The following is a 16445-nucleotide window of genomic DNA, read 5'->3' as shown; positions in this document are numbered from 1 at the left end:
TCCTTGTAATTCGTATAACTAGAATGATATTTTGATACTTCATTTATACTTTCACGTAGTTTGCTAATTGTCTGTTTACTCAAGATCATTCTTTTCCACTATTTTATTATTTGGGAATTCATCAAAAGGTAAATATTGAATAGCCTCTTTCTCTTTCTTTAGCTGTTTATATCTTTTTCCTTCAAGTGTTTCCAATTCTTTTTCATTGATAATATAGCTTATAACTTCTGTAACAATATATATTCGTTTTTCTTCTCCTGTTTTCATTTTTTCACGTTCTATTCTTAAATTACAAGTAATTGTAAATCCTTTTTTAAATTCAATAAGACCTTCATCTATACTGGTAATAAATTCTTCCGATTTCATCGTTAATGTTATCAGCTCTCCATTATAAAAGCCTCTCCATTTTATATTTTTGTTTATTTTTGTTAGAACTGGTGAAACAATAGTAATTGTTGCATTCTCAATTATTTTATCAGTTAAAGCTTCCTTATTGAGTATATATTTTTTAAAATCGCTTTTTGGAATTTTACCATATCCAACCACCTTATTCTCAGATTCATCATCTGCTGAAAACTCAATATGATCTAATCGCTCGTAATTGTGTAATGTTTCATAAAAATTAGAACGGCTTATTTTTATTTTCTCATTCTCTTCTATATCCCGCAGCCGTTTTTCATTATCGAGTTTTAATGCTTTCACTTCCTCTTTTAGTTTTTCTTTCTCAAGTTCTTTTATTTCCTTATCTTCGAGCATTTTAGATACAGCATATTTGATAGTCTCTGTTATCGGAATTGCAAGTGGTTGTACTATAATATTTGCAATAAGTACTACACAAACACTTATCCTTATTTCTATTCTAATTTTTTTCTTTTCTTTTTCTGATAAATTATTCGGTGTTAAGTGAAAAAACTTTCTGAAACCACCTTCTTTCGTGAGACCAGTTTCAAATAAGATATCTATTTCGAAATAAGCAGAAATTTCTTTCATCAATGTAAGTAATTCATGCTCACATTGATTCTCAATGAAGGCATCTATTTTATGTTCTTTATCAGAAAAGTAATAATGTAATTCTACAGTATTAGTTTCTCCTACCATCTCTACTCCCCCTCCACCACTTTTATCTCTTCCTCTGTCAGCCCGTACAGCCCATAAACAACAGTATTTATCTGCTTATCCAAAATGTCAACTCGTTGCTGCAAGAATTTTTTATCAGAATCGGAGATTGCACTGCCCAGCTGTTCCTGTGCGGCAATCATCTGGTCAACTAAAGCACTTATATGTATCTGCTCCGCTTCTGTCGGGACAATCAAAGGTAATCCAAGCAAGGGTTCTTTATCTACCTGAAAGTTATCCCCTTGCATTTTTCCCTTATAGCGCAGCCAGAACTTAATCACATTGGAATTTAATATGGCGGTTAAGAATTTAAGATTGAACCGTTCGGATTTAATAATATTATAACTTTGTGAAACATAGCAATCAAAATCAGTATAGGTAAAACACGGCTCCGCTGTTTTTCGTAATGAAACGATTTTTTCGCCTTTAAAAAATTGCTCTTCGCGTGCACGGTGCAGCCCATACGGTTTATTATCTGATGTAATCACTGGAATAAATTTATCAAGATGCGCTTTGAGATGCGGATATGGCTTCATTTCGTTTTTATTTTTAAACTTTGACGTTGTATATATCACCCATAGTTTATTATTCTCGTTGCCGTAATATTTATGCAGCTCTGTTGAAGTATAAAAAGGTTTTACCAACTCCTTTTCTTGGGACGATAAATTGAGCGCATTATATTCATCCATAGAAAGATTGAATATGCCTGTACCTTGCAGATTTTCATCACCTAATGTGAGAGCAGATGTTTTATTACAAAAATCTTGTGGCGCTACAATTCCTTGTGCAATTTCGTCTTCCGTAAGCATTGCATTACTTCTCTCTTTTATGCAATCGAGAGCAGTAGAAATTTTATTATTCAAAAAGAGAATGTATTTGTCTTTGCAAGCATCTTTTGTAATTTCCGCTTCAAATCGGGTTACATTCTTTTGTCCGTTACCCGCTAAAAAATCAAGCACTTCGGACAGTTCGGCACGGTCATTATTCAGCCGAGAATATTCAACCGAATACCGCTCATTCATTTGCGTTTTTCGCATAATGTATATCATCGTTTGAATTGAGGCGGTTTCAAATACCTTGTAATTGCCGAAGTCCGTATACGTTACTATCTTTGCATTATCCAATACAAAGTTTCTAAACAAGGAAGCGCCGGCATTTGTGATCCAATTATTCGGTGCGATAAATCCTATTAAGCCGTTTTCGTTTGTAAAGCGAATTCCTTGATACCCGAAAAAATACCACAAATCCATTTTTCCTTGATAGCATGGATGATTATGCAAACCTTCGAAGCAGCCTGTATCGGTATACTCTTTTACATACGGCGGATTCCCAATCACGCAGTCAAAACCGCCGTGTGCAAAAACATCAGGGAACTGCGCATCCCAGTCAAAGGCATTCACCTTGCGCTGCTCCTCGATGCCGAAGAGCGTTAAATCTTTACCGGCGTAATAATCCGTTCCGATAAGGCTGTTCCCGCATTTAATATTGTGCGACATATCGGGCAAAATTTTTGCCTGTATGTCGCTCCCTCTGAATAGTGCCGCCTGTCCCGTTGCGGAAAGTGCCTTGCCTTCATTTTCCAAGAGCTTCAAAAAAAGCGAAAGCTTTGTTACCTCAACCGCCTGCGCGTCGATATCGACACCGTAGATATTGTTCAGCAAAATGCGCTTTTTCTCTTCAATACCCAGCTTATACCCTTGAGTTGCTGCATCCTTGTAGATAAGCCCCTTCTTTTCCGCCTGTGCACGCCGCTCTTCCGCATAATACCGATCCAAGTGCCAGTCCAGCAGATACTGATATGCCCCGACAAGAAAGCTCCCCGAACCGCATGCAGGATCAACAAAGTGTAAACTCTTTACCTCATCAGGAGTTTTGCCTGCAAGCTTTTTACCGATTGTGTTTTCAACGATGTATTTAACGATATAAGGCGGCGTATAATACACCCCGCCTGCTTTTTGTACTTCAGGTTTTTCAAGGATTTCTATGCTGTGCCCGTTTTTTGTTTTGCGCGTAAAGCGGATAATCTTTCCCAAAAAACGCTCATAGATAGACCCCAATATTTCAACCGGCAGTACACTGAACTCATACTGACATTCAGGATAATAGAGTGCATTGATAATATTGGTAAGTGTTTTATCCGCAACAGCAAGTCCGTCAAGCCATGTATCGGAAGCAAACAGTCCTGCATTAAATTTAGCATTCGCATTTTCAAAAAGCTTCTGCACATTTTTATAAATATTCGTTTTTTGTGCCGCAATTTTTTTAAGCTGATTTCCTTCTTCGATTTCTTTATCTTCACAAATCCGCAAAAAGAGAATCCGGTCTATAATTTTCTGTACGGCTCCCGTCAAATTGAATTCATCGATTCCTTCGTTATGCAGAGCAATATCTTCGGCAAGCTCCATCCGCCATTTTTCGATCATATTCAAAATATCATCGTCAACGGTCGCCGTTCCCCGCTTATCCTTATTGCTTTCGTAATAGGTATCGAAGGTGCCGAGGTCAACGGCATCCCAGCTGATTTTATTGTACAGCGATTCAAAATTTTCGGTGAGCTTATCGTAGGTTAGATACTCAATGCGGGCAGTTGAAGCAGTGTCTTTTTCGGACGGCTTAATCCGCGTATCGTAAATTGCCAATTCCTGAAAGTCCGTAAGCACTGCAATAGGCATCTTTGACGTATACGCATATCTCCGCACCTGCAGCGCAGGTTCGGGATTCGTTTTAAGGTCAACGCTCGGCTGCTTCGCTTCAACATACATTTTGCGCTCGCCGCCGTAACAGAGCGTATAGTCGGGATGCTTCACCTGCCCGTTCATCACTACGCGGTCTTCGGTAATGACCTCCTGCCGGTCATGCCGCGCTCCTTTCTCGTTTTTGACATCCCATTTTAGGCATTCAAGCAGCGGATCGATAAACTTATTGCGCACTTCGCTTTCCACAAAGTCTTTGGAAAGATAAAACGCCTCATTCTCTTTAAACTGCTTCACCAGCTGCGCTACACGCTCTTTGCGTTCAGTCATCGTCATGTCTTTTGCTTTAATGGACATCGTCTATTCCTCGTTCGATACTCTCTACAAATAACAAGCTGTATGCATTATAGCGGAGCTGTGTTTTTTTTGCGAGAGTTTTCGTGTGCCGCGTGCGCGATACATTGACACCGTATCCTCCTCGCGCTATTTGCCATTTATGCGAATTATTCTATACTGTCCGTATGATTGCCGCTTATCGTTTGCCGCTTCCCGAACATACGACGCTGTGCGTTTACGACGGAGATACGCTCATCTTTTCAAACGGCGGAAAGTGGCTTATGCCGCTGTTTGCCCTTGAAGATTTTTTTAAAACGTATGACGGTTCTCGAAGCGATCTTTGCGCTCACGATACCGCCGTCGGAAAGGCCGCCTGCGTTTTGATGATCCGTATGGGCATCAAAAAAATCCACGCGAATATCGCAAGCGCGTTGGCGATCGACTATGTTGCGGGATTGAACCGTGTGCGCGGCGGGCACGATCCGATTGAACTTTCGTACGATACCTCGGTGCGCCGTCTTTTGTGCGCGACCGAAGATCGTCTCGAAACGATGTACGACAGCGATGAGATGTATACGCATCTGCGCTTCCGCGCAAAGCTCGTGCAGGGCGTCGACGTGTGCGTGCGAAATTTGTCCGCGCCGTACGGTTTTATCAAAAACATTTCGTTTGCCGTAAACGCCGGCGGTCGTCTTATGATAGCGGGCGAAAACGGCGCGGGAAAGACGACGCTTTTACGATTGCTGATCGGTATGATCCCGGTCGAATCGGGGGAGATTTTGATCGACGGCGTACATCCGTCGAAGCTGCCCAAGCGGACGATCGGTTATATTCCGCAAGCGGCGGAGAGCTCGGAGTACAGTCTTTCGGTCGAAGAAGTCGTGTCGCTCGGTTTGCCGCCCCGCGTAAAAAACGGAACTTCTCTCATTCGAAAAGCGCTCGCGCGTGTCGATGCGCTTCGTCTTTCGGGCAGGAGCTTTGCAAGTCTTTCGGGCGGTGAAAAGCAAAAAGTGTCTTTTGCGCGCTGCCTTGCGCAAAACGCAAAACTGCTTTTGCTCGACGAACCGACTGCCGCTTTGGATACGGAAAGCCGCGCTACGGTTATGGAAATCCTGCATTCGCTTTCCGTTTCCGAAATCCCGACCGTCATCATCGTTACGCACGACGAAGCGCTTTTGCGTATGACCGGGTGGCAAGTGCTGCACCTTGGCGAAGCGGCGGCCGAAGATGCGGGAGGTGTGTGTGGATAGATTGTTGCTGCTTTTTATGCTGCCGCCGGTGTTTCGAGGGGGTATCGCGCTCGTCCTCTCCGGCGCCTGTTTTCCGCTTTGCGGTGTCATGGTGCTCCGATTGCAGCTTGTGCCGCTTCGCTATATGCTCATGCACGGCGTCATTTTGGGAGGTGCGCTCGCGCTTGCATTTTCACTTCCGCTCGTTCCCGTGATTCTCGCGGTAAACATCGTTCTCATTTTTGCGATGACGGCGTTTACGAAAAATGAAAATTTCGGTTTCGGCGGGGCGAGTGCCGCGGCGATGGTTTTCAGCATGGCGCTCGCGTCGCTTGTCGTGCGCATCGGAAGGGTTCCGGCAAAAGATACGCTCGGTTTGCTGTGGGGAAGTCCATTCGCGCTCGGTGTGTCCGACCTTGCGTTTCTTGCCGGTCTTGCAATCTTTCTCGCCTCCTATGTCCTTATCAACTTCAGAAATATCGCCGCACTCTTTTACAGCAGGGAGATCGCCTATTCGCTCGGTATACACGTGCGCGTTCACTATACGTTCATGGTCGCGATCATCGCGTTTACTGTGGCGATCGCGATGAAATTGCTCGGCGCGTTTTTAATCGACGCGCTGCTTGTGCTGCCCGTGCTTTCCTCCGCAGCTTTTTTGCGCCGGAAAAAAGGGCAGGGTATCGGCTCTCTCTTTTTGCTGAGCAGCGTTTCGGGCTGCATCTTCGCCGCAGGAGGCTACGTGCTCGCCGTCGTTTTCGATTTGCCGCCGGGAGCCGTGATCGCGATCATTGCGGGAATTGCCTATGCGGTTTTTTCCGTGATATAATAGTAAATACAGATTATGACAAATGAATTGCTGCTTATTATTTCACTTGCCGCTTCGTTCGGCGGCTTGCTCGCGTTTTTTTGCCTTTTCGGAAAAACCGGCTGCAGCGTGTGGATCGCGCTGTGCACGGTTTTGGCAAATATCGAAGTCGCCGTTTTAATAAAAGCCTTCGGCATGGAACAGACGCTCGGCAATACGCTTTTCGCGTCGAGCTTTCTTGCAACCGATTTTTTAAGCGAATTCTACGGCAAAAAAGAAGCCGGCAAAGCGGTAAAAATCGGCATCGCGACATCCTGCGTTTTTATTTTGTTTTCGGCGCTGTGGCCGCACTATGCGCCTGCTTCCGACGACCGCGCGATGGCGGCCGTCAAAACGCTTTTTTCCGGAACGCCGCGCATCCTTGCCTCAAGCCTCATCGCCTATGCCGTAAGCGAACTGCTCGACGTACGCCTCTATCACGCGCTGTGGGATTTAACAAAAAAGAAAAGCGGCAGCGGGGTAAAATACTTGTGGCTCCGCAATAACGCGGCGACGCTCGCATCCCAAGCGGTGAACATCGTCCTCTTCAATTTCGGTGCGTTTTTCGGCGTCTACGATATGAAAACGCTCGCGGCGATAACGGCGTCGTGCTACGTGATCTACATCGCAACGAGTTTACTCGATACGCCGTTTTTGTACGCTGCGCGAAAAATACATGCGATGCGCACATCACGTGGGGCGGCGCGTTGACGATTCGCGCACGATGAGTTCGGTTTCCAAATACATACCGCGCACGGGCAGGGTTTTGTCGTTGATGCGCTCCGTCAGCATATCGCAGCCGACCAAGCCCATTTGGTAGCGCGGCTGATTTACCGTCGTGATGGACGGCGTACACATCGACGATATTTCGGTATTGTCGAAACCGATGACGGCGATATCGTTGGGTACGGAAAGATTCACTTTTTTCGCCGCTTTTATGACTGCCGCAGCATAGACGTCGGAACTGCAAAAAAAAGCGTCGGGTCTGTTTGAGGAATTGAGCAGCTGGTAAGCTGCAGACAGCGCCATATCGTAATTTATCTCTCCGAGCTGCACCGTCAGTTCGGGTTCGGCTTTGCGTCCGGCGCTTTCGAGCGCGCTCGTATAGCCTGCGAGCCGATTGCGCGCGTATTTGTACGACAGCGGTCCGTTTAAAAATGCGATCCGTTTGCAGCCGAGCGAGATGAGATGTTCGACCGCATATTTTGCGGCTTCCGCGTCGTCGATCGTGACAAAGGGTATCGAAAGGTTTTCGTTACACTCGCAGCATTGGACGATCGGAACGAGAGCGTCGAGCCTATTTAAAATCACCGGTGAGACGGAATTGGTTATAATCAAACCCGCCGGCTTTATCTTTTTGATCATCATAAGATATGCTTCGATAGTTGCGTCGTCTATCGCGTCTTCGTTTATTAAAAGCGTATAGCCGCTGCGCTTTGCCGCATCGCGTGCACCCTGAATAATCAAACTGTAAAACGGATTTGCAAGATTCGGTATATTGAACAGGATAAAATTGCCTTCGGCTGCAGGATGGGGCAGAATGCTTTCCGGATCGTATCCGAGCGATGTCAGCGCCTGCATGATTTTACGCTGCGCTTTTTCCGAAACCCTGCTGCTCCCGTTTATCATACGGCTTATCGTAGCGACCGAAATACCGCTTGCCGCCGCCAATTGTGCGTATGTCGGTTGTGTCTTTTTTCCCATAATTGCATTCCCTATGAAAAATTTATGAAAAAATTACATATATTTGATAATATTATATGTAATTCTATCAAAAAAATCAATATTAAAAAAAAATATAATGTTTTTGTAATTTTTTCATTGACAAGAGGGGAAATTCGCACTACACTGCATAAGATCGGTATCGCTGTAACGAGGTATCGGATAAAAACTGTGTTCGTACTTAGCGTACGGCTGTAATACTTTCGAAAGCGCAAGCTTTCTGCAAAAGTTTTTACGGGAGGTAGTATGAAAAAGATTGGTGCCGTTTTTCTTGCTTTGATGATCGTTTCCGGTTCGTTGTTTGCCGCGCCGAAAGCGGCTTCCGGCAAGAAGTACAAAATCGGTATTCTCGCGCCGGCTGTTACGCACGGTTGGGTTGCTGCGGTAGCCTATGAAGCGGAAGCTCGCTGTAAAGCGCTCTCCGATAAAGTCGTGTATAAGCTCTACACGAGTACCAACGGCGAAGAGATGACGACGCAGCTTGACGATTTGCTTTTGTGGGGCGCTCAGGCGATCGTCGCGTTTCCGCAGTGGACGGGTATGGAAGTGCCGATCAAACGGGCGATAGCAAAGGGCGTCGTTGTCGTAAACTTCGATATCGTGATCAATGTCGACGGCGTATACCGCGTTACCGGCGATAACGAGGGGATGGGCGCCGAAGGTGCGAAGTATATCGTCGACAAAATCGGGAAAACCGGCAATGTCGTCATTCTCGATGTGCCGACCTCCGGTTCGGTAGCGCAGCTCCGCAAAAAAGGCTTTTTGGATACTGTCGCCAAAATCGCTCCGAATCTGAGCATTCAAACCTATGCGACGCAGTTTACGCGCGAAGCCGGTTTGAAAGATATGACCGACATCCTTACAAAAAATAAAAAGATCGATGCGGTATTTTCGATGGATGATGAAACGTCGATCGGCGCGATTCAGGCCATTCGCGAAGCGAAACGCACGGACGTAAAAGTCATCACCGGCGGCGGCGGCTGTCAGGAATATTTCAACATGATGCCGAAAAATACGGATATCTGGATCGAGTCGGCGCTGTACAGCCCTGCGATGGTGCGCGATGCCGTCGATGTGGCGCTTGCCGTACTCAGCGGTTCTTCTGCAGCAAAAGAAAAAATCATTCCGACGTCGATCGTCGATCGTACGAATTATAAAAATTTCCTCGATGCGGGTTCTCCGTATTGATATTTCGTATCGAAAGGGGCTGTCTCAAAAGTCGGTTACTTTTTCGGCAGCCCCTTTTCAGCTCTCGGTAAAAATCAATAATCAATAAAACAGGGTAGTGCATGAAAGTTGAAATGCGGGATATCTGCAAATCGTTCGGTAAAGCCGCCGTTCTCGACGGCGTATCTTTTTCCGTACACGCAGGTGAAATACACGCGCTGCTCGGAGAAAACGGCGCCGGAAAATCGACGCTGATGAATATCCTCGGCGGCGTCATCCAAGCCGATTCCGGAAGCATCGCCGTCGACGGAAAAGAAGTGAGATTTTTTTCGCCCGTCGATTCTTTGCATGCGGGTATCGCATTTATTCATCAAGAATTGAATTTAATAAACGATTTGGCGATCTACGAAAACATGTTTATCGGCCGCGAGTTGAAAAAGAAAAACGGTTTTCTCGACGGCAAAGCGATGATAGAAAAGACGAAGCAAACCTTTGACAGGATCGGAATCTCGCTCGATCCCTGCCTTCCGGTGCGGAGTCTCGATGCGTCGTACAAACAGATCGTGGAGATTTCGCGCGCGATGATGATGAATGCATCTTGTATCATCATGGATGAACCGACGACTTCTCTGACGGAACCGGAAATACGGCGTGTCTTTGCGCTCATGCGCGATCTTTCGGCTCAGGGCGTCGGCATCATTTTTATTTCGCATAAGCTCGGCGAAGTGCTCGATATCTGTTCGAGCTATACGGTACTGCGTGACGGTAAAGTCGTCGCGTCGGGAAAAACGCAGGACGTGACGAACGCGGAGCTTGCATTTTATATGGTCGGTCATAAGATCGCAGGCGGCGGCTTGAAAAAGGCTTGCGTACGCGGAAAAGAAATGCTCCGTGTCGAAGGCTACGGCGATCATAAACATTTTAACGATATTTCTTTTTCGGCTCACGCATCCGAAGTGCTCGGCATAACGGGATTGCTCGGCGACGGCAGAAGCGAATTGTTTTTATCGATTTTTAAAGCGGGATTGCCTGCGGACGGAAAACTCTTTATTGCCGGAAAAGAAGCGGCCTTTTCATCCACGTCCGACGCGGTACAAAAAGGTGTCGCTTACCTGCCGCGCAACAGAAAGGAAAACGCCATCGTCAAAGATATGACGATTCTTGAAAATGCTTCGCTCGCATCGCTTGCAAAATATCGAAAGCTGTGTTTTATAGACCGAAAGCGGGAAAGACGCGATTTTGAAAAACACGTGAGCAATCTGCATATCAAAATGGAAAGCGGAGATGATTTAATTACGAATCTGTCCGGCGGCAACCAGCAAAAAGTCGTACTTTCGAAATGGCTCAATACGGAGCCGAAAGTCCTTGTACTCGATAATCCGACGCAGGGTGTCGATGTCGGCGCAAAGGAAGAAATCTATGAAATTATCGAAAAGCTTGCGGCTTCCGGCGTCGCCGTCATCGTGCTTTCGAGCGAAGCGCAGGAAATCGTCAGAGTGTGCGACAGGGCGATCGTCATGTTTCACGGTTCCGTTGTCGGCGAAGTGTCCGGGGCGGATATGAACGAACACATGATCATGCGCCTTGCAACGGGTGAAAAAATCGAAAGAGGAGCTTCAGTATGAGTATCGATAATAAGCCGTCGCTGCGACGAGGCGTGCAATGGTTTAAAAAGAATTGGACGGAAAAGCCGCTGTTCAGTACCGGTTTTGCGCTGCTTGTGATGATCGTGTTTCAAACGCTTGCGCTCGGTTTTAATTTCGATTCCTTCGGCGAATGGTTTTTGACGTGGTGTCAAAACTGGATCAATATTTTGCGCAACAATGCGACGATAGGCATTATCTCGCTCGGCATGGCCTTTGTGATCATCTCCGGCGGCATAGACCTCGCCGTCGGTTCGACGCTCGTCGCAATCGGGGCAATCGTCATGGTGCTTATCGATTCGAGCGGACGCGGTCTGCTTGCCGCCTTCGGTATCAGCGGCGGAAGCGCATACTGCATTGCGATCGTCCTCGGTCTTATCGCAGGTTTGCTGCTCGGAGAATTTACGGGCGTCATCGTAACGGCGGGAAAGATACCTCCGTTTATCGCAACGCTCGGCACGATGAAGATATGCCGATCGGTCACTCAGCAGTTTATGCAGGGATACAATCCTGCCGTGCCTTCTCCGTTTCTCGAAATCGCAAACGCGCAGATTGCGGGGCAGATGATTATGCCCATCGTGTACTGGCTCGTCTTTGCATACGCGCTGTACGTCGTTTCAAAAAAGACTGCGTTCGGGAGGCACGTATACGCGGTCGGCTCAAACGAGCGGGCGGCGAAGCTTTCCGGCATAAACGTGTATACCGTAAAGCGGCGTGTATATGCGCTCATGGGCTTGCTCGTCGCGGTCGCATCGGTTTTGCAGGTATCGCGCATCGGTGCGATGGACTTCGCGAATGCGGGAAGCGGGTATGAAATGGATGCGATCGCATCCGTCATCGTCGGCGGTACGAGTATGTCGGGCGGCAGAGGATCCGTCGGCGGCACCGTGCTCGGCGTTCTCATCATCGCGGTGATGAATAATTTATTGAATTTGCTCGGCGTCCCTCCGTTTCTCCGCGAAGCGTGCAAGGGCGTCATCGTGATAGGAGCGGTGCTGCTGCAAAAAAAAGAAGCGTAACGGCGGGATGGGGTATTCGGCTGAAATGCGGCATTGCGGACAAAATGAATTTTTAGAAGCGGTCGGCGGAGCTGCAGCGTGCGCCGGCACATTGCAAATCGAATCACAGGAGACAGTTATGGTACATGTCGGAATTATCGGCTGCGGAAAAATCGCGCAGGTGCGGCACTTGCCCGAATATTTCAGCAACGGCAATGCAAAGATAATCGGTATTACGGATATAAACGAAGAGCGTGCGAAAGCGCTTGCGGAAAAGTACGCGTGCAAAGTTTATAAAACGCGTGAAGAGATGCTTGCCGATACGGCGATCGATGCGGTGAGCGTGTGTACGGCGAATCACACGCATGCCGAGATCGCGATCGAAGCGCTCAGAGCGGGAAAGCACGTACTCTGTGAAAAACCCATGGCGGTGACGCTCGAAGAATGCGAACGCATGGTGTCGGAAGCGAAAACGCACGATAGATTTTTGATGATCGGACAAAATCAGCGGCTTGCAAAAGCACACGTCAAAGCGAGAGAACTCGTCAAAAACGGAACGCTCGGAAAAATCATTTCGTTTCGAACGGTTTTCGGACACGGAGGACCGGAAACGTGGAGCGTCGATCCCGGAAAAGACGTATGGTTTTTTGACCGCACAAAAGCGGCGATGGGCGCGATGGCGGATTTGGGAATTCACAAAACCGATTTGATACAGTTTTTGCTCGGCGATACGATCGTCGAAACGACGGCGCGCCTTGCAACGCTCGATAAAAAAGATGCGCACAACAATATTATCGGCGTCGACGACAACGCGATCTGCATATATCGAACGAAGGGCGGCGTTATCGGTACGATGACTGCGAGCTGGACGTATTACGGGCAGGAAGACAATTCGACGGTGCTGTACGGTACGAGGGGGATTCTGCGCATCTACGACGCTCCCGAGTATTCGATGAAATTTATTTCTTCAGGCGGTGAAGAAATCGTATATAAACTCGATGCGATTCAAACGAACGACAGTCAAACAAAGAGCGGCGTCATCGACGAATTTGTCGGCTGCATCGCTGCGGGCAAACAGCCTGAAATCTGCGGGGAGTCGGTTTTAAGTGCGATGCGCGCGGTGTTTGCGAGCATTGAATCGTCGGAGACGGGTCGAACGGTGTATATCAAGGAAAACGCTTAAAAAGGCGGGCGTCGAATTTTATTCGTGCGGAGGGTTTAATACCCCGATGCCGCTTGAAGCTTCGCTGCGAGGCTGCGTCGGGGTTGTTGATTCAAAATTGCATCTCGCGATCGAGGAGGTATGGCGTATGAAATTGGGTTTTGTATCGTCGATATTGGCTGACTGGGATTTTAAGGGGACGATCGATGTCGCATCCGAATTGGGTTTTTCGTGCGTCGAGCTCGCGTGCTGGCCGCAGGGAAAAGCGGAACGGCGTTACGGAGGCGTGAGTCACATCGATACGGAAGGGCTGACGAAAGAGCGCGCGGCGGAGATCCTCGACTGTTGCCGGCAAAAAAACGTATCGTTGTCGTCGCTCGCGTACTATCCGAATACGATGGACGGCGATGCGGCAAAGCGCGAAAAAGCGATCGAACACTTGTACAGCGTCATCGAAGCGAGCAGTTCTCTTTCGGTCGGTATGGTGACGACTTTCGTCGGGCGCGATTCGCAAAAGCCGGTCGAAGCCAATCTCGAACTTTTCGCAAAGATCTGGCCGCCGATCGTTAAATTTGCAAAAGAGCACAACGTTAAAATAGCGATCGAAAATTGTCCGATGCTGTTCGGAATCGATCAATGGCCGGGCGGTCAAAATCTTTTTACGTCGCCCGTGCTGTGGCGCGAAATGTTCAAAATAATTCCCGACGGCAATTTCGGTATCAATTTCGATCCGAGTCATTTTGTATGGCAGCAGATGGATTATATCCGGCCGATATACGAATTTCGCGATCGGCTGTTTCACGTTCATTTTAAAGATATTAAACTGCTTCGCGATAAGCTTGCCGAATGCGGCGTGCTTGCGTATCCGCTTGCGTTTATGCTGCCGAAAATACCGGGCCTCGGCGATGTCGATTGGGGTAAATTCGTAAGCGCACTCACCGATATAGGTTATGACGGAGCGGCGTGCATCGAAGTCGAAGATCGCTCGTTCGAAGGCTCGCGCGATATGATCGTAAAAAGTCTCGTGCAGTCGAAACGCTATATCGAGCAGTTTCTCTTATAGCGGTAATGATTGCCTATTTAAATTACCGTTTTCGGCTGTTTCCCAACGGATCTAAAGAAAGCGTCCGGGAGCTCGGGTTTTCGGACGCTTGCGGAGGGGAGGATTATGAAAGAGCGTATCATTGCAGTCAATTCCAATACGTATCACGGTTTTTCGCTCGACGAAGCGGTCGAGGGCATCGCTGCGGCGGGCTTTCACTACATCGAACTGACGGCGACGAAGGGTTGGACGGAACACGTGTGCGCGGACATGACCTTTTCGGAACTCTGCCGTATTAAAGAAAAACTTTCGAATGCGGGGCTCGGCGTTATCGGCATGAGCGGGCACTGCAATCTTTCGGACAGTGAGCGACTGAAAGATTTCGCCGACAATATCCTCCTCGCTCATTTTTTCGAAGCTCCGTTTATCGTGTCATCCGCAGGAGAAGCGCACTTAAAGGATAAAGTGCAGTCGGCGAACGCCGTCGTTGCAAAGAACATACGAACGCTCCTCCCGCTGCTTGAGCGCTGCGGTATGCGTCTCGTCATCGAAGTACACGGGGAGCACGGAAGCGGAAAAGCCGTCGATGCGTTGATTGCGGAAATCGATTCGTCCGACGTAAAGATCAATTACGATACGGCGAATGCGATATTTTACGGCGGCGTCGATCCTGCAGCCGATCTGGCCGACGTCGTTTCGAACGTCGCATATCTGCACATAAAAGATAAAGCGGGCCAAAAGAACGAATGGAATTTTCCCGCACTCGGCAAGGGCTTTGTCGATTTTCCGAAACTGTTTTCGATCCTCGACTCACATGACAATGCGTCGCCGCTCAGCATCGAAATCGAATTTACAAAAGACGGTGCAAAAGATATAGACGAAGTGAACCGCGCAGTGCGCGATTCGGCCGATTATTTGATGCGGCTGGGATATACGCTATGAAGCCGATTTCCGTTGCGATCGTCGGTGCCGGCGGTATGGGGAACGTCCATTTTCAAAATTACAAACATATCGAAGGAGTTTCGGTTGCAGCCGTCGTCGATAAAAACGCCGCCGCCCGTTCCCGTGCGGAGGAGTGGGGCGTTCCGTATTTTTCATCGCTCGATGCCGTGACGGTACCCTTCGACGCAGTCGATATATGCGCGCCGACGTTTTTACACAAAGAGCTCGTTATGCGCGCTCTTTCACTCGGCAAAAACGTCATCTGCGAAAAACCGCTTGCGCTTTCCGAATCCGACGGGGCCGAACTCTTTTCCGAAGCGGAAAAGCGCGGTCTCCGTTTGTATACCGCCCTGGTACTGCAGTTTACAAAAGCGGTCGAATACTTGCATAAAATCGTCGATGAAAAAACGTACGGTGCGCCGTGCTCCGCTCATTTTTTTAGGCTTTCCGAGTGTCCTTCGTGGTCGAAAGATTCGTGGCTGTTTGAAAAAGACAAGAGCGGCTTTATTCCCTACGATCTGCACATTCACGATTTGGATATCATCGTCAGCTTGTTCGGCGCGCCCGAAAATGCGCGCTGTTATGCGAACGGCAGAGCGTCGGTACCGTATCCCGAACACGCAACCTTCGTATACGAATATGAAAATCTCACCGTCACCGCCGAAGCTGCATGGTACAACGCTCCGTTTCCGTTTACTGCGGGCTGGCGGGTCCAATTCGAAAACGCCGTCATCGTATGCAGCGGAAACGATTTAACCGTTTATCCTGCAGGAGGCGAAACGTTTCGGGTAAATATCGACGACGAGGTGACCGTTGCGACGGGTATAAACGTACCGGCGGTCGGCTGGTATTACAACGAGCTGTCCGCGTTTACGGAATGCTTGAGGCGGGCCGAAGATTGTCAACGCGTTTCAAAGTATCAAGTGCTTGCCGTTTTGAAAATCCTCGATCGATTGACAAAAACGAATTGACAAATAGTATAATATGTCAGGAGACGTGCATAAATTCCTGCGCGGGGAACTTCGCGCTCCGCGCTCGTGCAAGGTTGCGCGGGGAACTTCGCACGATGTACGGCACATGCTGTATCGTGCCTCCGTATGGAATGGAAAACTCAATACCGTCTCATTACCCATTACACATTAACAATTACTCATTGAAAATTGATTTCCGTGGCTCGGATTTGTTTTTGAAAGTCTGGAGTTGAAAAACGCTTAGCGCTCGTTGCAAGTTGCGCGGGAAACTTCGCGCTAACGCACTCGTTGCAAGGTTGCGCGGGGAACTTCGCGCTCCGCGCTCGTTGCAAGTTGCGCGGGGAACTTCGCACTTACGCGCTCGTTGCAAGGTTGCGCACTGCTCGAAATCGCTTTTTTGAAGTCGAGAGTTGAAAAACGCTTGGCGCGTTTTTCTTTTATAGGAGACGCGAAAAAATCCTGCGCGGGGAACTTCGCACTTCGTGCTCGTTGCAAGTTGCGCACTGCTCGGATTTTTTCACTCTAGTATTTTTCCCCTTTTTCCTGTATACTGTTTTCCACTTTAACTATAGAGGCGTTT

Annotated in this window: 13 protein-coding genes; 10 read left to right on the top strand and 3 right to left on the bottom strand. The window is 48.0% G+C overall.

Annotated elements, in window-relative coordinates; all coding sequences use genetic code 11:
* Nucleotides 1-75: 75 nt before the first annotated feature.
* Nucleotides 76-1098: a hypothetical protein gene (locus H9I36_RS07745; RefSeq protein ID WP_187384798.1), complete on the bottom strand. Its 1023-nt coding sequence runs from the start codon at nucleotides 1096-1098 to the stop codon at nucleotides 76-78.
* A 2-nt stretch (nucleotides 1099-1100) separates the two neighbouring features.
* Entirely contained in the window at nucleotides 1101-4166 is a 3066-nt protein-coding gene (locus H9I36_RS07740; RefSeq protein WP_187384797.1) for an Eco57I restriction-modification methylase domain-containing protein, read from the bottom strand.
* A gap of 164 nt (nucleotides 4167-4330) precedes the next feature.
* Here H9I36_RS07740 and H9I36_RS07735 point away from each other — a divergent pair, with 164 nt between their 5' ends.
* Genes H9I36_RS07735 through H9I36_RS07725 form a run of 3 tightly spaced genes read left to right on the top strand, consistent with a single transcriptional unit; the run spans nucleotide 4331 to nucleotide 6929 of the window.
* Nucleotides 4331-5395, top strand: a complete 1065-nt coding sequence (locus tag H9I36_RS07735) for an ATP-binding cassette domain-containing protein (protein WP_222864665.1) — start codon at nucleotides 4331-4333, stop codon at nucleotides 5393-5395.
* Entirely contained in the window at nucleotides 5388-6200 is an 813-nt protein-coding gene (locus H9I36_RS07730; RefSeq protein ID WP_370586960.1) for a metal ABC transporter permease, read from the top strand. The genes H9I36_RS07735 and H9I36_RS07730 overlap by 8 nt, the downstream gene beginning before the upstream one ends.
* Nucleotides 6201-6215: 15 nt before the next feature.
* Nucleotides 6216-6929 (top strand): queuosine precursor transporter, encoded by a 714-nt coding sequence (locus tag H9I36_RS07725; RefSeq protein ID WP_187384796.1) that lies wholly within the window; start codon nucleotides 6216-6218, stop codon nucleotides 6927-6929.
* Here H9I36_RS07725 and H9I36_RS07720 read toward each other — a convergent pair.
* A complete protein-coding gene (locus H9I36_RS07720) occupies nucleotides 6909-7922 on the bottom strand; it encodes a LacI family DNA-binding transcriptional regulator (RefSeq protein WP_187384795.1) in 1014 nt (337 codons plus the stop codon). The genes H9I36_RS07725 and H9I36_RS07720 overlap by 21 nt on opposite strands.
* 264 nt (nucleotides 7923-8186) lie before the next feature.
* Between H9I36_RS07720 and H9I36_RS07715 the strand changes: the two genes are divergently transcribed.
* From H9I36_RS07715 to H9I36_RS07685, 7 genes are all read left to right on the top strand, one after another.
* The gene (locus tag H9I36_RS07715; protein WP_187384794.1) at nucleotides 8187-9128 is read left to right on the top strand and encodes an ABC transporter substrate-binding protein; all 942 of its coding nucleotides are present in this window, start codon (nucleotides 8187-8189) and stop codon (nucleotides 9126-9128) included.
* Between the two features lie 101 nt (nucleotides 9129-9229).
* Nucleotides 9230-10732 (top strand): sugar ABC transporter ATP-binding protein, encoded by a 1503-nt coding sequence (locus H9I36_RS07710; protein WP_187384793.1) that lies wholly within the window; start codon nucleotides 9230-9232, stop codon nucleotides 10730-10732.
* Nucleotides 10729-11769, top strand: coding sequence for an ABC transporter permease (locus H9I36_RS07705; protein WP_187384792.1), 1041 nt, complete (start codon nucleotides 10729-10731; stop codon nucleotides 11767-11769). Before H9I36_RS07710 ends, H9I36_RS07705 begins: the two co-directional genes overlap by 4 nt.
* Nucleotides 11770-11887: 118 nt before the next feature.
* Nucleotides 11888-12931: a Gfo/Idh/MocA family protein gene (locus H9I36_RS07700; protein ID WP_187384791.1), complete on the top strand. Its 1044-nt coding sequence runs from the start codon at nucleotides 11888-11890 to the stop codon at nucleotides 12929-12931.
* A 127-nt stretch (nucleotides 12932-13058) separates the two neighbouring features.
* Nucleotides 13059-13973, top strand: a complete 915-nt coding sequence (locus H9I36_RS07695) for a sugar phosphate isomerase/epimerase family protein (RefSeq protein WP_187384790.1) — start codon at nucleotides 13059-13061, stop codon at nucleotides 13971-13973.
* A gap of 105 nt (nucleotides 13974-14078) precedes the next feature.
* The gene (locus tag H9I36_RS07690) at nucleotides 14079-14894 is read left to right on the top strand and encodes a sugar phosphate isomerase/epimerase family protein (protein WP_187384789.1); all 816 of its coding nucleotides are present in this window, start codon (nucleotides 14079-14081) and stop codon (nucleotides 14892-14894) included.
* Nucleotides 14891-15865 (top strand): Gfo/Idh/MocA family protein, encoded by a 975-nt coding sequence (locus H9I36_RS07685; protein WP_187384788.1) that lies wholly within the window; start codon nucleotides 14891-14893, stop codon nucleotides 15863-15865. The genes H9I36_RS07690 and H9I36_RS07685 overlap by 4 nt, the downstream gene beginning before the upstream one ends.
* Nucleotides 15866-16445: the final 580 nt, after the last annotated feature.

The sequence above is a fragment of the Treponema sp. Marseille-Q4130 genome (assembly GCF_014334325.1).
Classification (GTDB): Bacteria; Spirochaetota; Spirochaetia; order Treponematales; family Treponemataceae; genus Treponema_D.
The sequence above is the reverse complement of the archived record's forward strand: the minus strand, read 5'-3'. Positions and strand labels throughout refer to the sequence as shown.

Bases quoted from the DNA above. Each gene is read 5' to 3' on its own strand.
- H9I36_RS07690 (WP_187384789.1), top strand. From the start codon at position 14,079: ATGAAAGAGCGTATCATTGCAGTCAATTCCAATACGTATCACGGTTTT.
- H9I36_RS07735 (WP_222864665.1), top strand. From the start codon at position 4,331: ATGATTGCCGCTTATCGTTTGCCGCTTCCCGAACATACGACGCTGTGC.
- H9I36_RS07700 (WP_187384791.1), top strand. From the start codon at position 11,888: ATGGTACATGTCGGAATTATCGGCTGCGGAAAAATCGCGCAGGTGCGG.
- H9I36_RS07745 (WP_187384798.1), bottom strand. From the start codon at position 1,098: ATGGTAGGAGAAACTAATACTGTAGAATTACATTATTACTTTTCTGAT.
- H9I36_RS07725 (WP_187384796.1), top strand. From the start codon at position 6,216: ATGACAAATGAATTGCTGCTTATTATTTCACTTGCCGCTTCGTTCGGC.
- H9I36_RS07705 (WP_187384792.1), top strand. From the start codon at position 10,729: ATGAGTATCGATAATAAGCCGTCGCTGCGACGAGGCGTGCAATGGTTT.
- H9I36_RS07720 (WP_187384795.1), bottom strand. From the start codon at position 7,922: ATGGGAAAAAAGACACAACCGACATACGCACAATTGGCGGCGGCAAGC.
- H9I36_RS07740 (WP_187384797.1), bottom strand. From the start codon at position 4,166: ATGTCCATTAAAGCAAAAGACATGACGATGACTGAACGCAAAGAGCGT.
- H9I36_RS07695 (WP_187384790.1), top strand. From the start codon at position 13,059: ATGAAATTGGGTTTTGTATCGTCGATATTGGCTGACTGGGATTTTAAG.
- H9I36_RS07715 (WP_187384794.1), top strand. From the start codon at position 8,187: ATGAAAAAGATTGGTGCCGTTTTTCTTGCTTTGATGATCGTTTCCGGT.
- H9I36_RS07685 (WP_187384788.1), top strand. From the start codon at position 14,891: ATGAAGCCGATTTCCGTTGCGATCGTCGGTGCCGGCGGTATGGGGAAC.
- H9I36_RS07710 (WP_187384793.1), top strand. From the start codon at position 9,230: ATGAAAGTTGAAATGCGGGATATCTGCAAATCGTTCGGTAAAGCCGCC.